At 61.0% G+C, this 15262-nt stretch carries 16 protein-coding genes; 12 read left to right on the top strand and 4 right to left on the bottom strand.

The window, feature by feature from the left end:
- Nucleotides 1-42: 42 nt before the first annotated feature.
- Nucleotides 43-966 carry a ribosome biogenesis GTPase YlqF gene (gene ylqF, locus ETQ85_RS00700; protein ID WP_148577202.1) on the bottom strand — a complete coding sequence of 308 codons (924 nt, stop codon included), beginning with the start codon at nucleotides 964-966 and terminating at the stop codon, nucleotides 43-45.
- An 83-nt stretch (nucleotides 967-1049) separates the two neighbouring features.
- On the opposite strand from ylqF, the gene ETQ85_RS00695 reads away from it, so the two are divergent.
- From ETQ85_RS00695 to ETQ85_RS00685, 3 genes are read left to right on the top strand one after another with little or no spacing between them, the layout of a single operon-like run.
- Nucleotides 1050-1616, top strand: a complete 567-nt coding sequence (locus ETQ85_RS00695) for a DUF1415 domain-containing protein (protein WP_148577201.1) — start codon at nucleotides 1050-1052, stop codon at nucleotides 1614-1616.
- Nucleotides 1600-2460: a class I SAM-dependent methyltransferase gene (locus tag ETQ85_RS00690; protein WP_148577200.1), complete on the top strand. Its 861-nt coding sequence runs from the start codon at nucleotides 1600-1602 to the stop codon at nucleotides 2458-2460. The genes ETQ85_RS00695 and ETQ85_RS00690 overlap by 17 nt, the downstream gene beginning before the upstream one ends.
- A complete protein-coding gene (locus tag ETQ85_RS00685) occupies nucleotides 2454-3122 on the top strand; it encodes a hypothetical protein (RefSeq protein ID WP_148577199.1) in 669 nt (222 codons plus the stop codon). The genes ETQ85_RS00690 and ETQ85_RS00685 overlap by 7 nt, the downstream gene beginning before the upstream one ends.
- Here the strand turns inward: ETQ85_RS00685 and ETQ85_RS00680 are convergent.
- Nucleotides 3107-3571, bottom strand: coding sequence for a DUF4124 domain-containing protein (locus tag ETQ85_RS00680; RefSeq protein WP_187394529.1), 465 nt, complete (start codon nucleotides 3569-3571; stop codon nucleotides 3107-3109). The two genes, ETQ85_RS00685 and ETQ85_RS00680, sit on opposite strands and share 16 nt — an antisense overlap.
- Before the next feature lie 268 nt (nucleotides 3572-3839).
- On the opposite strand from ETQ85_RS00680, the gene ETQ85_RS00675 reads away from it, so the two are divergent.
- Complete coding sequence (locus ETQ85_RS00675; protein WP_187394528.1) at nucleotides 3840-4409, top strand: LPP20 family lipoprotein; 570 nt, start codon at nucleotides 3840-3842, stop codon at nucleotides 4407-4409.
- 3 nt (nucleotides 4410-4412) lie between these two features.
- Nucleotides 4413-5585 (top strand): flagellar assembly protein T N-terminal domain-containing protein, encoded by a 1173-nt coding sequence (locus ETQ85_RS00670; RefSeq protein ID WP_148577196.1) that lies wholly within the window; start codon nucleotides 4413-4415, stop codon nucleotides 5583-5585.
- A 5-nt stretch (nucleotides 5586-5590) separates the two neighbouring features.
- On the opposite strand, the gene ETQ85_RS00665 is transcribed toward ETQ85_RS00670, so the two are convergent.
- Nucleotides 5591-6142 carry a hypothetical protein gene (locus ETQ85_RS00665; RefSeq protein WP_148577195.1) on the bottom strand — a complete coding sequence of 184 codons (552 nt, stop codon included), beginning with the start codon at nucleotides 6140-6142 and terminating at the stop codon, nucleotides 5591-5593.
- 522 nt (nucleotides 6143-6664) lie between these two features.
- Between ETQ85_RS00665 and ETQ85_RS00660 the strand changes: the two genes are divergently transcribed.
- Complete coding sequence (locus ETQ85_RS00660; RefSeq protein WP_148577194.1) at nucleotides 6665-7951, top strand: site-specific integrase; 1287 nt, start codon at nucleotides 6665-6667, stop codon at nucleotides 7949-7951.
- Between the two features lie 28 nt (nucleotides 7952-7979).
- Here the strand turns inward: ETQ85_RS00660 and ETQ85_RS00655 are convergent, their stop codons facing one another.
- Complete coding sequence (locus ETQ85_RS00655) at nucleotides 7980-8990, bottom strand: IS30 family transposase (protein WP_148577193.1); 1011 nt, start codon at nucleotides 8988-8990, stop codon at nucleotides 7980-7982.
- On the opposite strand from ETQ85_RS00655, the gene ETQ85_RS00650 reads away from it, so the two are divergent.
- The 6 genes from ETQ85_RS00650 to ETQ85_RS00625 all read left to right on the top strand — a co-directional run bounded on the left by ETQ85_RS00650 (nucleotide 8940) and on the right by ETQ85_RS00625 (nucleotide 15235).
- Nucleotides 8940-9671, top strand: coding sequence for a hypothetical protein (locus ETQ85_RS00650; RefSeq protein ID WP_187394547.1), 732 nt, complete (start codon nucleotides 8940-8942; stop codon nucleotides 9669-9671). The genes ETQ85_RS00655 and ETQ85_RS00650 overlap by 51 nt on opposite strands.
- Nucleotides 9672-9794: 123 nt before the next feature.
- Nucleotides 9795-10037, top strand: a complete 243-nt coding sequence (locus ETQ85_RS00645) for a helix-turn-helix transcriptional regulator (protein ID WP_148577191.1) — start codon at nucleotides 9795-9797, stop codon at nucleotides 10035-10037.
- A gap of 17 nt (nucleotides 10038-10054) precedes the next feature.
- Nucleotides 10055-10447 (top strand): hypothetical protein, encoded by a 393-nt coding sequence (locus ETQ85_RS00640; RefSeq protein WP_148577190.1) that lies wholly within the window; start codon nucleotides 10055-10057, stop codon nucleotides 10445-10447.
- Between the two features lie 5 nt (nucleotides 10448-10452).
- Entirely contained in the window at nucleotides 10453-13530 is a 3078-nt protein-coding gene (locus ETQ85_RS00635; RefSeq protein ID WP_187394527.1) for a DUF927 domain-containing protein, read from the top strand.
- A 540-nt stretch (nucleotides 13531-14070) separates the two neighbouring features.
- On the top strand, nucleotides 14071-14583 hold the full coding sequence (locus tag ETQ85_RS00630; RefSeq protein ID WP_148577188.1) for a transposase: 513 nt from the start codon (nucleotides 14071-14073) through the stop codon (nucleotides 14581-14583).
- A 214-nt stretch (nucleotides 14584-14797) separates the two neighbouring features.
- Nucleotides 14798-15235, top strand: coding sequence for a Mor transcription activator family protein (locus tag ETQ85_RS00625; RefSeq protein ID WP_148577187.1), 438 nt, complete (start codon nucleotides 14798-14800; stop codon nucleotides 15233-15235).
- The last annotated feature ends 27 nt before the right edge of the window (nucleotides 15236-15262 follow it).

The following is a 15262-nucleotide window of genomic DNA, read 5'->3' as shown; positions in this document are numbered from 1 at the left end:
CCGATTCAGCGCGCGGCGTCGGACTTCAGTCCGACCCACACATTATTCGCTGGCGTCCGGATCCTGCTCGTCGGCCTTGGCTTGGGCCGCGGCCGCCAGCTTTTCGGCGTAGGCGTCGAGCATCGCCTTGCGGGTGGTTGGCGTTTCCAGACTGACCCGGCCGATGGCGCCATCGCGGTAATCCTGCAGCAGGATCAGGGACGCCTTTTCGATGTCGAGCCCGCCGCCTCTCAGCAAGCAGCCGCGCCGCCGGGCGATCGCTTCCACCAGCGCCGGGCCGTCCAGGCCTTCCACCGGCACGCCGTAGCGCTTGGCGATCAGAGCCGGATAGCGCGCCAGCAACAGCCCGCCGAGAAAGTTCGCCACCTCTTCGTCGATCACCGCATTGCGGCCGATCGCGTGACTGGCCGCCAGCGCAAAACCGTCTGCGTCGTGGGTGATCTTCGGCCACATCATGCCCGGGGTGTCGGTGAGCGTCATGGTCGGCGACAGATCCAGCACCTGCTGGCTCTTGGTCACCGCCGGCTCGTCGCCCACTTTGGCCACACGCTTCTTGAGCAGTGCATTCATCAGCGTGGATTTGCCCACGTTGGGAATGCCCATGATCATCATGCGCAGCGGCTTCAGACGGTCGGCCCGGTGGGGCGCCAGCGGTTTGCACAGGTTGGGCACCTTGGCCACGTCGCCGGGCTTCTTGCACGACAGGGCCACCGCCTTCACGCCCTTCTGGGCGTTGTAATAGGCCAGCCACTGGGCGGTGACGACCGGATCGGCCAGATCGGCCTTGTTGAGAATCTTCAGACACGGCCGCTGGCGATGGGCGCGCAGGTCACGAATCATCGGGTTGCTGCTCGCCTCGGGCAGGCGGGCATCGAGCACTTCGATGACGACGTCGATACGCTCCATGCTCTCCGCCGCCTTCTTGCGGGCGGAAGTCATGTGACCGGGGAACCACTGGATGGACATGGGCGTGCGTTGAATCAATGAAAGCCTGCCATTATCAGGGCAAAATGGCGACCCTCGAAGGAAATCCCCGGAAAGCCTGCACCATGAGTCACGAAGAAGTCATTGCCGCCACCCGTGAGTGGATCGAAAAGGCCGTTATCGGCCTCAACCTGTGCCCCTTTGCCAAGTCGGTCTACGTGAAGAACCAGGTCCGCATCGTGGTCAGCGACGCGCGCCACTTCGACGCCTTCCTCGAGCAGCTCGACGAAGAACTCGACTTCATCGCCGCCGCCAGCCCGGAAGACGTGGACACCACGCTGCTGGTGCATCCCACCCTCTTCCCCGACTTCCTGCTCTTCAACGACGTGCTGGAAATTGCCGACGAGGCCGTCACCGAGCACGAGCTGGAAGGCGTCATCCAGATTGCCAGCTTTCACCCGGACTTCCAGTTCGAGGGCACCGAGCCGGACGACATCTCCAACTACACCAACCGCTCGCCCTTCCCGACCCTGCACCTGATCCGCGAAGCCAGCCTCGACAAGGCCGTCGAAGCCTTCCCGGAAGCCGAGATGATCTACGAACGCAACATCGAGACCCTGCAAAAACTCGGCCTCGCCGGCTGGAAAGCCCTCGGCCTCGCCACCTCGAAGAACGATGGCAAAAAAGACTAAGCCCGCGGCCGTCGAGGCCAAACCGGCAGTACATCCCGAGATCCGCCCCGGCCAGTCCATCGAGCTGCTGAAGGAACTCCACATCCTGACCCGCGAGGGCCAGCTCAACCAGGACAGCCGGCGCAAGCTCAAGCAGGTTTACCACCTGTACCAGTTCATCGAGCCGCTGCTCGCCGAGGTGCTGGCCGAAACCGGCAGCCTGAGCCTCGCCGACCACGGCGCCGGCAAGTCCTACCTGGGCTTCATCCTCTACGACCTGTTCCTCAAGGCGAAGGATGTCGGCACTGTCTTCGGCATCGAAACCCGCGCCGAACTGGTCGAGCGCTCCCGCGTGCTGGCCGGGCAACTCGATTTTCCGCGCATGCGCTTCCTCGACGTCAGCGTGGAGGAATCCACCCGCTCCGCCGAACTGCCGGAACGCATCGACGTGGTGACGGCGCTGCACGCCTGCAACACGGCCACCGACGACGCCATCCAGTTCGCCTTCGCCAAGGATGCCCGCTTCCTGGTGCTGGTGCCGTGCTGCCAGGCCGAAGTGGCCAGCGTGCTGCGCCACAACAAGAACGCCAGCTTCGGCCTCACGCCGCTGTCGGAAATCTGGCGCCACCCGATCCACACCCGCGAATTCGGCAGCCAGTTGACCAACGTGCTGCGCTGCCTGCAGCTCGAAGCCCACGGCTACCAGGTGACGGTAACCGAACTGGTCGGCTGGGAACATTCCATGAAAAACGAGCTGATCATCGCCCGACGCACCGGCGTACCGCGCAAGAACGCCATGGAACGCATCGAGAAGATCCTCGATGAACTCAACCTGAACGAACTGCGGAGCCGCTTCGCATGCTGAACGCGGGGCTCGTGCTGGTGGCTGCAGCCCTGGTTGCCGTCGCCCCGCGCCTGCCCCGCCTGCGCCAGCGTTACGACAGCAATGCACTGGCCCCCATCACCGACAAACCGGATGCCGAACCCGGCGATGAGAATCTGAAACGCCGCCTCATGGCCTGGGTGATGGACAACGCCGGCAACGGCGCCACCTTGCTGCCCTGGTCGCACCCGACCGTGCCGTGTGTGCTGAGCTGCGCCACGGTCCCGGCAGACGCCAGGCTCACGGTCCGTCATTTTGGCTATCGTCTGGCCGGCTATCACCAGCTGGACGAACGCAGTCGCCTTGGCGGCATCCTTTACCGGCTCGGCGTGCAACTGCGTCCGCTGATCTGGTTTTTACCGCGACGGACTGACGAACCCTGGGACGATGCCTGGCTGGAGGCCGCGGACGAAACCCGCATCAAAGCCCTCGCCCGCTGGCAGCCACGCCGGCCAACACTGATCGTCCTCGACCACCCCGCCGCGGGCCTCGCCGCACGCGTGGCCGGGGCCCTGGGTTGCGCCGCAAAAAGTGCCGATCAACCCATTCGTCTGCTGATTCTTGGCCCGGTTTCAGCAGATGAACTCGCTACTTTCACCAAACCGCCCCTGGCACTGAACGGCGCCCGTCAGCGGAACGGATAGGCCCGCATCAAGGCCTGACGCTCCTGTGGTACAGGTTTCGGCTTCGGCTGGACCGGCACCACCGGAGGACGGTGACGAGGAATGAACGGCGCCGGATACACCGCCCCCAGCCGCTCGGCCTCATCCCGCTGGCTCTGCTGATGCTGCTGCGCCACCTCGGCAGCACGCTCTGCCTCATAACGGCGCTGCCTCTCCACACTTTCAGCCGTCTGCCTGGCCTCCAGAACCCGCGCTTCGCCCACCAGGCGATCGGCACGGGCACGCGCCTCGGCCTCCTCCTGCCGACTCGTCGGCGGAGGTATATCGACTCGTGACACCCGACTGTCACCCGCACACGGCCCGTCCGTGTAAGTCACCCGCCCATCTGCACCGGTGCACTTGTTGACGGCCCTTGCCGGCACGGCCTGTCCCGCCAGCAACACGACCACCAGGGCTGAAACCCCCCTCATCGCCCAACTGTCTGACCACCCTCTCCGCCTCATTCAGATCCTCTCCTGCGCAGCTGCACGGCACAACCAACCAGCCCATAAGCACAGACTAGACCGAGGCAGGAAAAGTTGCGAGCCCTGCCGCCGCTGCGACATGCCGCGCCTAATTGGCAGGTGCCAGCATCGTCAATCAGGCGCAATACACTCCCAATTAAAGTTAACCGCCTCCTTGCCGACAATTCACCAACAAGTCTTTTTACGGAATTACGGAAAAGAAAAGGCAAAAAGAATGTATAAAACAAATGAAATGAAAAAAATGAACAAATTGAAACTTTCCATTGCAGCAGCGGGATTTACAGCACTACTCTCGGGCTGTGTTACCGCCCCCGGCCCGTGCTGCACTGCCGTGCGTGAAACAAGAGCAGCCGTCTATCAACCCCAAAAGGTACTGGCAGTCGGCTACGGCGCAATTGGCGGCAATTCGTCGCAATACACCATGGGCCAGCAAAAACTGATGGCCATGCGCGCCGCACGGGTCGACGCCTACCGCGTTCTTGCCGAACAGGTCTATGGTTTTCGCGTATGGGGCAATACGGCCGTATCGGCATTTGCAACACAAAACGACAACGTCCGGACTTACGTCGATGCTTTTATCCGCGGCGCCCGACTCGTCAATATCACGGCCGTGGCTGACGGCAATTTCGAAGCCACGGTAGAACTCGACCTCACACCAAATTTCTTTACCTGTATTTCCAGTACCAATACCAGCAATCAGTGCGGAGCTATTACTGCGGCAGACACCAGCTGCGGCCTGTCGGGTTGCGTTCAACCCAGCGCCTACTATTACACCGCCCAATAAAAGATGTACCGCCCGCTTCTCGCATGGCTGTCCGGCCTGGCGCTATTCCTTGCCGGAACAATCGGCCATGCAGAATCGGTTGTCGTGGAGGGCGCAGCGCCACTGCGCAATCAGAATCCACTGGCAGCCCGTGAAGAGGCCATTCGCAATGCGCTGGCGGAAGCGGCACGCAGCGGATCACTTCACGTCGGATCGGTGCTCGGCACCTCGGGCCCACAGACGGCCTTCGACCAGGTGGTGGTCAAGGCATCTGCCAGAGTGTATCGGCACCAAATCATCAACGAGAGCCATGACGGCGAGACATACCGGGTCACATTGAGTGCCGACCTCGAATCGGAGCCGGCCAGTCCAACGGGAAATGTCTGTCGCGAAGGGCACACCAAACGCCTCCTGATCGGCGGCTTCCCGGTATTGCGCCCCGAGCAGTTGAAGATCAATGAAATGTCAGGCTACGCTCAGTTGAGCGCCGGTGAAATTGCCCGGCGTCTCGGCGCAAATCCAGCGATATTTGCCGACTACAACGGTAACACCATGGTCCATTTCGGCGTTCCGGAACGGGTCGTCGGCGCCATTCCCCTTGATCTGCAGGCCTGGTCGGTCGTCCGCACGGCAACCCGCAAACACCGGGCCCAGTACCTGCTGATCGGACGTTATCGCTCCCTGGCCATCAGCGCAGATGAAAGCCACCGGGAAATCGACATGGAAGCCCTCATCCTCGACGCCTCCGACGGCTCCTGTGTCGCACGCAAACGCTTTTCTCAGACAGCATCCGGCCACGTGGCAATACCGGAAAGCATCGTTTTTGGCAGTACGGCCCATTACGCCAGCGACTTTGGACGTGTCCATGGCGCCGTTCTTGAGGATGTTGCACGGTGGGCCGAAGCGATAACCAGCTGCCTGCCATTTTCTGCCCGCGTCGTGAAAGTCGACAACAAGGCCGTCTATCTCGATGCCGGTGCCGAACAAGGTGTCTCGATCGGCGATACCTTTTCTGCCTTCAAATCCGCCAGACAGCCCATCACAACACCCCGCGGAGAAATACTCGGAATAGAGAAAAGAGCCGTCGGCGAACTGGTCATCACGACGGTCTATCCCCGCTTTGCCATCGGCGAACTCACTATGCCCCCATCAGCCGGCCTGGCGCTGGAGCCCGACGACGAGCTTTTCGGACGCTGACGCTTTCAGGACCTCATCTGCATCCGCTCCCGGGCTCTTGATGCGGCAGCCACAATCAGGCCTGACATCCCCAGGACCAGCCCGGAGGGCTCCGGAATGTGCGTGGCCGCCAGTGTTTCAACCAGGGCCGGAATTGTGGTGTCGGCAGAATATCCAGCATACCTTCGCAACTCGGCGGACGAGGTGACTATCGCGGGACGCAACCGGGGCATACCGCTCATGTCAGACACTTCTCCCGTGGGGTAAATGAAGGATCGCGAGTCAAGAGATGTCACAAAATCAGCAAGGGTAAGCAAATTCACGCAGGGAGCATCAAACAAGACGGCGTATTGGCCTTTTATTTTTTCATCGCGTGACACCGTAATGCTCTGCCCTTGCTTGCAGCCCACTCCCCCCTGAAAGGCTTTTTTACCTTCCGAAGTGTGCCTCCCCCACCAAAGACTTTCATCCGGAGGACGAGCAGCGCTCTCCGTCATCGTGAATTCTCCTGCACGAGCAGGAGCAGCGAAGAAAGTCACCTGCATGGCAGCGGCAAGCAGAAGCCCTTTGAATCTCATGACATTTCCTTGTTTCTACATTTCTGGGGATTCCGGTAGGCCAGCTTAGATGCTCAGAAGTTACAGATCGGTAAAAACGGGGCGCCATCTTGCCCGTCGTTTGACATGCCTCTCTTCGACGCAGTCATCCACCCGCCAAACAGGCAAGCAGATATCAGGAACCATTCGCCTCAAGCCACTTGTCATGGCCTTGATCGATTCACAGCTGGAAGCGCTTAAGGGATGTGGAGGTGCGGCAGGAAGTACTTGGGAGGGGGAACGGCCAGAAAAGCAAAAAGCCCCGATTTCTCGGGGCTTTTTGCTGTAATACTTGGGGCGACATACCGGGTTCGAACCGGTGACCACTGGAATCACAATCCTGAATCTGCATACTTTCCTCTGCTTACTATTGTTTTCCAAACCTTGCCCTTCCCTTGTAACACGCGTATCTAAGCCTTACCATTAGTCCAGAACTCAACCCAAAAAATACCGCGTCTTGCTGCTTACTGCTTACTATGCGGTTACTTTTTCGACCACTGGACCATGACACGACTGACCAAGACCACTGTCGACGCAGAGCAGCCAACCGACAAGGAACGCTTCGTCTGGGACTCTGAATTGAAGGGGTTTGGCCTCAAGATCTTCCCTACTGGCGCCAAGAGCTTCGTTGTGCAGTACCGGACGGCAGAGGGGCGAACCCGCCGATACACCGTCGGAAAATATTCCAGCAACCTAACGGCCGACCAGGCCCGCAAGATCGCCAAGGGGCTGCTGGCTGACGTAACCAGGGGAGCCGACCCCCAAGCCGAAGTAAAAGCCCGCCGTGAGGCCTGGACCGTCAATCAACTTCTTGACGCTTACCTCGCCAGCCCAGCATTCGCGGACAAGGCCGACTCAACCCGCCCTATCGATCTAGGCCGGATCAATCACCACCTTCGCCCGCTACTGGGAAGCCGCTTTGCTGACCAGATTACATCTGACGACATCAAGCGCGCCAGAACAGCGATTACCGATGGAAAAACTGCCGCCAAGGTGAAAACCAAATCGCGCGGTTTGGCGAGGGTGACCGGCGGGGCCGGAACGGCCGACAAAGCCGTTTTGGCCCTTCGTGCAGCCTACACCTGGGCAATCGATCAAGGACACCTTACGGAGAACCCTGCAGCTCGAATCAAGGTCGCACAATCTGGCGAGCGTGACACCATCATTGACGATGCAGAAGTCTATGCGCGCCTGTTCGGCACAGTAGAGCAAATGGAGAACGAGAAGCGCATCCGTCCCGCTGTCGCCGATGCAATCCGTTTGATTGCCCTGACCGGCGCCCGCCGGGGGGAGGCGTCTAGGCTTATCTGGAAGTGGGTGGACATGAAGGCCCGTCAAATCGTCCTGCCTCCAAAGTCGCATAAAACCGGGCACAAAACCGGCAAGGCTCGCATCATCGCCCTGCCCGCGGCGGCCCTGGAGATCATCGCCCGTCAACCGGCTGGCGAGCCTGACGACTATGTTTTCAAGCCAGCAAAAGGTATCGGCCCGCTCGCACTTGCGAAGCCTTGGGAGCGGGTTCGTCAAGAAGCAGAGCTGCCCGAGAACATCGGTCTTCACGGGCTCAGGCACTCAGTTGGATCGCACATGGCAATGAACGGCGCCTCTCTCAACGAGATCATGGAGATCCTCGGCCACCGTCAGGCATCAACCTCAATGCGCTACATCCATTTCGCTGAAAAGGCCCGGAGCACGTTGGGCGAGCGAGCCGCATCGGTAGCTGTTGCAGGGTTGAAGGATTCAACGAAAAAACCCGATGCAACAGAGTCCGAAGGGGAAGGCCAAAAATGAATACCGCGGATAGCCATCCAGGGCGGTTTCAACTCTGAAGTGCAACACCGGGTTGAAAGTTCATGATTTCCCTCGCAAAGACCTCTGCTGGGGTTTCAAAGTCGAGGCATTTGCGCGGGCGGTTGTTTAATTGTCGGGCAATTGCGTTGAGGTAGCCTTGGGAGATCGGCGCCAAATCCAGGCCCTTGGGAAGATACTCGCGGATCAAGCCGTTGGTATTCTCGTTGGTCGGCCGCTGCCAGGGGCTGTGCGGGTCGGCGAAATAGACGTCGATCTTGACCCGCTTGGCGAGAATCTCGTGGCGGGCCATCTCCCTGCCCTGATCGTAAGTCAGCGACTTTTTCATGGCGAGCGGGACATGGCGGAACTTGCGCGTGAAGCCTTCCAGCGTGGCCTCGGCCGAGCCGTCACGCAGCTTGACCAGCATCAGGTAGCGGCTCTTGCGCTCGACCAGGGTGCCCACCGAACTGCGGTTGCCCGGCCCCTTGATGTGATCGCCTTCCCAGTGCCCGGCCACGAGGCGGGCCGCCACCTCAATCGGGCGCTGGTGAATGGAGGTCATGTTCGGCAGCGTGCCGCGCCGGTCCTGGCCCCGTGCGCGAGGCATGCGTGCCTTGTGGGAGAAACGCAGCTGGGCGATGAGTTCGTTGCGCAGCTCGCCCCGTGGCACGGCGTAGATGGCGCAGTAGATCGTTTCGTGCGAGACGTGCAGAGCAGGATCATCAGGGTTCATCCGGCGCAGTCTGCCCGCAACCTGCTCCGGCGACCAGCCCTCGGCCATCAGCGCGCGAACCCGGTTGAGCAGCACAGAACCGCTCTTCAGCTTGATCGTTCCGCGCCGCCTGCGCGCCAGCGTCGCGCGCTCGGCACGGGCGGCATCGTAGCTCTTGCCCACCGTGTTCCGCGCCACTTCGCGCGACACTGCGGAGGTCGGCCGATTGAGTCTTCGGGCAATTGCCCGAAGACTCAATCCCTCATTGCTGCACCGATGAATCTGATTACGTTCGTCCATCGACAACTGGCTGTAGTGAGTTCCCATGCATACACCCTACCAAATCGGGGTGTTGCACTTCAGTCTAGAGCGCGCCCAGTTAAAACACAACGAGGACAACGAACTCCGCTATCGGAATCATGTGATGCATTTGCACTCGCAGGCCTCTTATTTGTCGAGTTATTTGGAGATGGGTCTGAAGATCGCTTTCTTGAAGATATATTTCATTTTGCTTGGGACGAAGAGGCAGCATTGGACGAACAGCCAACCGGCGATGATTTCCTCAAATGGCATGAGGAAAAGCTCGAGAACAACAATAATCTCCATCCTTTTGGTATGAGCACGTACCTTATGTGGGCAATTGTCGCCTACTTCCGTCAGACGGTTTCTGCTCAGATGGAAGGAAACACAAATCTAGCCTGGACTTACGCCGTTGACGCAAAGTGTTGTGCAGAAAAACTGTCTGGTCTCATAGAAGCCACATTCGAAGCGCAAGACAAAGGCGGCTACGTTAAGGACCATGCCCGAAAAGCTGCCGCCGCCCGCCACGCCAAGGACCATGAAATCGCAGAAACCATACAAAAATGGTATGCGGACAACGACACCAAGTACAAGAGCATGGACGCTGCTGCTGAAGCCGTTTCAGCTATCGTAGGGGGCTCATTCGATAGAGCGCGGAAGCACATAAAGACCGCAAAGAACCAAGCAACACTGAAAACAAAAACCTAAAGAAATCAGTCGTGAAGTGATGTGTTGCATATGCTCTGCATGCAGGCCGTCTTCTCGCAACGAACACATTACTAAAAGATTCGTACCCATACCGCCCCGGCGGAACTCAATGGGATGCGAACCATGGACCAGCAAAGCAATTCCAATCTTTCCGATAAGTATCTCGACCGTGCCGAAGCGGCCGACTACATCGGAAAAGCCCACGGCCTGAAGGTCTCGAAAAACACCCTTCAGAAATACGTCACTGTTGGTGGTGGGCCGACCTACCGCCGCTTTGGAAAGCGTGCCGTCTATTTGGCTTCGGAACTCGACTCCTGGGTACAGAAGAAACTTTCTGCCCCTATGTGCTCGTCGTCTGCCTCCTGATCCAAGAGGACGACACCGTGACCAAAAAGAAAAAAGGCTGCCCCCATGAGAGCAGCCCAAAACAAAACGTACGCAACAATTCTAGCCGCAACGGCGCAACGCAACAACGAGCCCGCAACAGCGCGGCATTGTCTAGGCCGCTGCCGCTTCAGAACCTCATGCGCCGTGCCCGCCGCGAGGCTGCCGACATTTCCGAACTGCGCCCCACGGCACTTGAGTTGGCCGCCCTGGCGGAGCTCCTGGCGAATGCGGTGGACTGGGTAATCCAGACGGATGGCCAGCACCGTCCGGACTCGGTAATCCTCTGCGGCACCCGCGCATACATCCGCATGACCACCGCCGGCGAAGTTGTTGTCGCTGCCGCGCTTGCCGGGCCAGCGCTCGTCATTAGTGCACCGTTTAAGGGCTGATGCGGATGTCTGACATTGACGTTATCTCCCAATTCCGCGCCGCCGCATCGGCCCGCGGGTTGCTCCTGCCCGACCACCTCGACGCTGACGGCAAGCTGCACCGCTGCGAGCTGCGGGACGGTGCTAAAGGCAAGAAGGACGGCGCCTATCTGCTGCACCTGGACGGCGTACCCGCTGGGGGCTTTCAGAATTTCCGCGATGGTCTCGACTGGGAGAACTGGCGGGCCGACATTGGCCGCAGCCTGACCCCCGAGGAAGAGGCCGCCGCCCGTGCCCGCATGGAAATCCAGCGTGCCGAACGGGAAGCCGAAGCCAAGGCCAAGCGGGACAAGGCCCGCCGCAAGGCAAACGCGATCTGGAATAGCGCCAAGCCGGCGCCGGACGATCATCCTTACCTAACCCGGAAGGGCGTCCCGTCCTTCGGTCTGCGCGTCGCGTCCTGGCCGAAGTGGGTGGAGGCTCGCCCCGGCCAGTGGGAAGAAACCCGCATCGGCAATGCCTTGCTGGTTCCGATGCGCAGCCCGTCCGGCACCCTGCATAGCCTGCAGGCGATCTACCCCGAGAAGATCGACGGCCGGGATAAGGACTTTCTGCTGCATGGCGAGAAGGCCGGCAAGTTTCACCTGATTGGCGAGATCTCCGCAGACGTGCCCCTGTGCGTGGCCGAGGGCTACGCCACAGCGGCCAGCCTTCACCAGGTGACGGGCTGGCCGGTTGCCGTGGCCTTCGACGCCGGCGGCCTGGAGCCGGTGGCCCGTGCTCTGCATGAGACCAACCAGGGCGCCCGTTTCATCCTCTGCGCCGACGATGACGCCTTCGGCCTGTGCTTCGAGTGTCAGGCGCCGGTAAGAGTCGCGGACGGTGAAACCTGCCCGTCCTGCAGCAAACCCCACAAATGCCGCAACGCCGGCCAGCATCGAGCGCAGGACGCGGCCCGTGCGGTCAGGGGTGTGGTTGCCTCACCTGAGTTCATTGATCCGGCCGGACGTTGGCAGGGTTACCAGAACACGGGCAAGACCCCGACCGATTTCAACGACCTGGCCACCAGCCCCCGCGAGGGCGAAGGCCCGGACGCGGTGCGCCGCATTCTCGAGGCCGCACGGGACGCGATAGCCGGCCCCGCTTGTGACGATGCGCCCCCGGAAGCACCAACCCCCGCCCCCGAAGCAGAAAACGCAGCCAGCGCCCCGGAAGCAGCCCCGGCCACCCCCGAGGAAAAGCCCGCGGCGCCTGCCAAGCGCTCGCGCTCGAAACCGAAGGCCAAGGCCGATGGCGTGCAGACGCCTGCACAGGGCGGTGACGTGTTCGAACTGCGCGAAGGCAACGAAGGCCGGGGCGTCTATCGGCTCAAGGTCGAGAAGCGCGGCGACACCTGGGGCGAGGTGGCGCAGTACGTGTGTGCGCCCCTCGAAATCACGCACCAGGTGCGCGACGCCCGCGGCGAGAACTGGCAGCGCCTGGCCACCTTCAACGATCACGACTGCCGGCGCCGCCGGGTGCTCGTCCCTGACGAGATGCTTGAAGGCGATGGCGCCGCCCTGGCGCGTCTGCTGCGTTCCCAAGGCCTGTTCATTGGTGACAACAAGGGCGGCCTGCTCAAGATGTACGTGAACCGCTCCCGGCCGCCGGCCCGCGCCCGGCTTACGTCCCGCATCGGCTGGCACGATGACTGCACCGAGGCGGGCCGCTGGTCCTTCGTTCTGGGTGGTGACCATGATCCGCTCGCGCCCGAAGGGGCGGAACTGTGGCTGCACCAGGCGCAAGGCAGTGGCAATGCCCAGTTCAAGACTGCCGGCACCTTGGAGGATTGGCGGGCCAATGTCGCCGCCTTGGCGGTGGGCAATAGCCGGCTAGTGTTTGCTCTCTCTGCGGGCTTCGCCGGCGGACTATGCTGGCTCCACCCCAATATTCCCGGCGGCTTCCACTGGGCGGGCGGCTCGAGCCTGGGCAAGTCCGCTTTGCTTTACGGGGCAGCCAGCCTGTGCGGACCCGCAACCTACCGCCGCACCTGGCTGCTGACCGCCACAGCTATTGAAGGCGTGGCGGCCGGGCACTGCGATGCCCCCTTGCTGCTCGACGAACTCAAGCAGGCCGGCAACCCGAAGGACGTGGCACAGGCGGCCTATATGCTCACCAGTGGTCAAGGCAAGGGCCGCGGGCGGCCTACTGGCGGGGTACAGGAAATTTCTCTCACGGTGGTCCTGTTCCAATCGAACGGAGAAATTGGCCTGACCCAGTTCCTTGAAGAGAACCAGGAGCGCGCCTACGCCGGACAGGAGGTGCGCTTCTGCGAGCTGCCCGCCGATGCCGGCGCCGGCTTCGGCTGCTGGGATGCGCTGCACGGCCTGGCCGACGGCGCCCGCTTCTCCGAAACCCTGCAATGCAATGCCGGCAAGCACTACGGCACGGCGTACCCGGAGTTCATCCGACGCGTGATCCTGGAGCGGGCCGCAATGCCCAGCCAGTTCGAGGAACTGCGCCGCGCATTCGAGGGCCGCGCCCTGACTGACAAGGCCGGCGGGCAGGCAATCCGGGCCGCAACGCGCTTTGCTGCCGTGGCTTATGCCGGAGAGAAGGCGACGGAGTACGGGATCACCGGATGGCCAGCGGGCGAAGCCGTCAAGTCCGCAATGCGTATGTTCAAGGACTGGCTGCAGGCCTTCGGGGGCGAAGAGAACCGGGAGCCTCGCAAGATGGTGGAACAAGTTCAGGCATGGATTCAGGCTAATGGCGGCACACGCCTTGAGGATTGGCGGCGCCCCAGTATCACCGACACCCACGCCCCACGCACCATGAACCGGGCCGGCTGGAAGCGGCCAACGGGTGAGACCGCATCGCTGAACGAAGCAGATCAGATCTTTGAATACCTGATCTATCCGGCTTCATTTCGCAGTGAGCTGTGCTTCGGCTTTGACCCAAAACAGGTTGCAGCGGAACTGGTCAAGCGCGGCCTACTGAAAACCACACACGACGGAAAGAACACCCGCTTTCAGGTGAAGTTCCGCGAGCCCGGCGCAGCCTCGCCGGGCTGGTTCTTCGCGCTAACCCCGGCAATCTTGGGAGCTGTCGATGCCGCCGAATGAGTGGGCTTCGCTTGTCGACAAGGTGTTAGGGCCTGCGGATCTGTTCCCAGAGCCAAGCCCCAGTGTTCCCAGTGCTTCGGAAGACACTGGGAACACCCAAGACATTGAAGACAAAGAGTTTTTAAGCTCTGCTCCCAGAGTTCCCGCTGTTCCCAGCGGTTTTGAAGGGGCAAGGTATGAGGACACATCACAAACCCAAAGACAAGCGCATAGCTTGATGCCGGGTGGTGGTGGTTTAGATGAAGCTGCGCCGATGGTCAAACGGGAAAATTCATCCTGCAGAACCTGTGCCCACATCTACAGGCCCGGCCTGTCGGATGGGCACTGCGGCGGCGACCGGCTCGACCTCGCACCAGCCTACGGACCAAGCCACCCACTCCGCCGACTTCCCGCCGACAAGGGTGCGACCTGCAACACCTGGGTGTTGCATCCGGCCATGTCCTGAAGGTACTCCCCAGCCAAAACCCACTCGGGTACGGAGAGCCGTGAGACTCCGCCAGGGTGAGCTCCAAAAACATAGGCAACAGAGGACGACAAATCATGCAACGCCCCTGCAACACCGATTCAACGCAGACAGCCCTTTTCACCTCCATGAGGTGGCCGCGCGCTAAAACCCCAAAACGGGCCGACATGCTCGCCTTCGTGGAGGCGGCAATCCCATGGGGGAAGCTTGAGGAGATCACCCGGCCTCTGTACCAGTCGGATATCCGCAAAACCGGCCGGAAGGGCTACTCGCTCCGCATGTTGCTGAAGTGCTACGTGCTCCAGCTCTTGTGGGCGATGTCCGATCGCCAGACTGAGGCCGAACTTCTCGACAGTCACGCGATGAGTCGCTTCATTGGGTCCGACCCCTGGGAGCCGCGACCGCCGTCGGCATCTGTCCTGCGCCAGTTCCGCGTATTGGTCCATGGGACGGATTGGCCGCGGCCGTCCTGGGATATCCGCCAGGTGGTTGCCGACGCCTTGCACGATGCCGGCGTGGAGTTCCGCCGGGGGGAAATTACCGACCCCGTTTTCCGCCGCATTACCAAAAGCCAAGGCCCGGAAGCATAGGAACCACTGGGAACAGTGGGAACACTGGGAACAGATTGAGAAAACCTAGTGTTTATGCGGCTTCAAGAGGGTACTGAGTGTTCCCAGTAGTTAAAAGTTGACTGGGAACACTGGGAACACATCCGTTCCGCTTCAACCCTTGCCGCGCAAGCTGGCGGCCAGCATCCACCCCCCGGCTTTTCTCACTTGATCGAGTTTTCAAAAGGTGTGAGTCATGCAGAAAAATGAAGAGCGCTTGTCCTTGCTTTGGGTTCTTACTGAAGCCATCCGATCTGAAGGCGGGATAGACGAACGCATCGCCCGTGCACTGGCAGTGAAGGTTGTCGGCAAGGTTCGCCATCACCACCAAAGCGCAACGATCTATGTTGCCAAGCATGACCCGGCGGAAATCCTCGAGCGGGATGAGTCCATCCGCCGCGACTACGACGGAACCAGGGCCAGCCGGAAACGCCTGCAGCAGCGCTGGGACGTCAGCCGGGCGACGTTCTACCGGATTATCGGTCCTGGCTTTGTCGCTGCCGCCGCTGCGCCGGTAGTGGCCGATAACGCCTCTGCCGGCGAGGAGCGCCTGACCCCCAATTCCCTGTCGAAAATCCGCTCCTCCCCTCGTCTCGGCCTCTTCGGAAAAGACTGGAAGCGGCCACGGCTGTAGTTCCTAGACCTGAACCTGTCTCACGCC

It is taken from the genome of Zoogloea oleivorans (genome assembly GCF_008107625.1).
Lineage (GTDB): Bacteria > Pseudomonadota > Gammaproteobacteria > Burkholderiales > Rhodocyclaceae > Zoogloea > Zoogloea oleivorans.
The sequence above is the reverse complement of the archived record's forward strand: the minus strand, read 5'-3'. Positions and strand labels throughout refer to the sequence as shown.

What these genes read in the sequence shown, in the direction of transcription:
- ETQ85_RS00650 (WP_187394547.1), top strand. Translation starts at nt 8,940, where the DNA reads ATGAATCTGATTACGTTCGTCCATCGACAACTGGCTGTAGTGAGTTCC.
- ETQ85_RS00680 (WP_187394529.1), bottom strand. Translation starts at nt 3,571, where the DNA reads ATGAGGGGGGTTTCAGCCCTGGTGGTCGTGTTGCTGGCGGGACAGGCC.
- ETQ85_RS00630 (WP_148577188.1), top strand. Translation starts at nt 14,071, where the DNA reads ATGCAACGCCCCTGCAACACCGATTCAACGCAGACAGCCCTTTTCACC.
- ETQ85_RS00685 (WP_148577199.1), top strand. Translation starts at nt 2,454, where the DNA reads ATGCTGAACGCGGGGCTCGTGCTGGTGGCTGCAGCCCTGGTTGCCGTC.
- ETQ85_RS00670 (WP_148577196.1), top strand. Translation starts at nt 4,413, where the DNA reads ATGTACCGCCCGCTTCTCGCATGGCTGTCCGGCCTGGCGCTATTCCTT.
- ylqF (WP_148577202.1), bottom strand. Translation starts at nt 966, where the DNA reads ATGTCCATCCAGTGGTTCCCCGGTCACATGACTTCCGCCCGCAAGAAG.
- ETQ85_RS00635 (WP_187394527.1), top strand. Translation starts at nt 10,453, where the DNA reads ATGTCTGACATTGACGTTATCTCCCAATTCCGCGCCGCCGCATCGGCC.
- ETQ85_RS00655 (WP_148577193.1), bottom strand. Translation starts at nt 8,990, where the DNA reads ATGGGAACTCACTACAGCCAGTTGTCGATGGACGAACGTAATCAGATT.
- ETQ85_RS00695 (WP_148577201.1), top strand. Translation starts at nt 1,050, where the DNA reads ATGAGTCACGAAGAAGTCATTGCCGCCACCCGTGAGTGGATCGAAAAG.
- ETQ85_RS00645 (WP_148577191.1), top strand. Translation starts at nt 9,795, where the DNA reads ATGGACCAGCAAAGCAATTCCAATCTTTCCGATAAGTATCTCGACCGT.
- ETQ85_RS00660 (WP_148577194.1), top strand. Translation starts at nt 6,665, where the DNA reads ATGACACGACTGACCAAGACCACTGTCGACGCAGAGCAGCCAACCGAC.
- ETQ85_RS00690 (WP_148577200.1), top strand. Translation starts at nt 1,600, where the DNA reads ATGGCAAAAAAGACTAAGCCCGCGGCCGTCGAGGCCAAACCGGCAGTA.
- ETQ85_RS00625 (WP_148577187.1), top strand. Translation starts at nt 14,798, where the DNA reads ATGCAGAAAAATGAAGAGCGCTTGTCCTTGCTTTGGGTTCTTACTGAA.
- ETQ85_RS00675 (WP_187394528.1), top strand. Translation starts at nt 3,840, where the DNA reads ATGTATAAAACAAATGAAATGAAAAAAATGAACAAATTGAAACTTTCC.
- ETQ85_RS00665 (WP_148577195.1), bottom strand. Translation starts at nt 6,142, where the DNA reads ATGAGATTCAAAGGGCTTCTGCTTGCCGCTGCCATGCAGGTGACTTTC.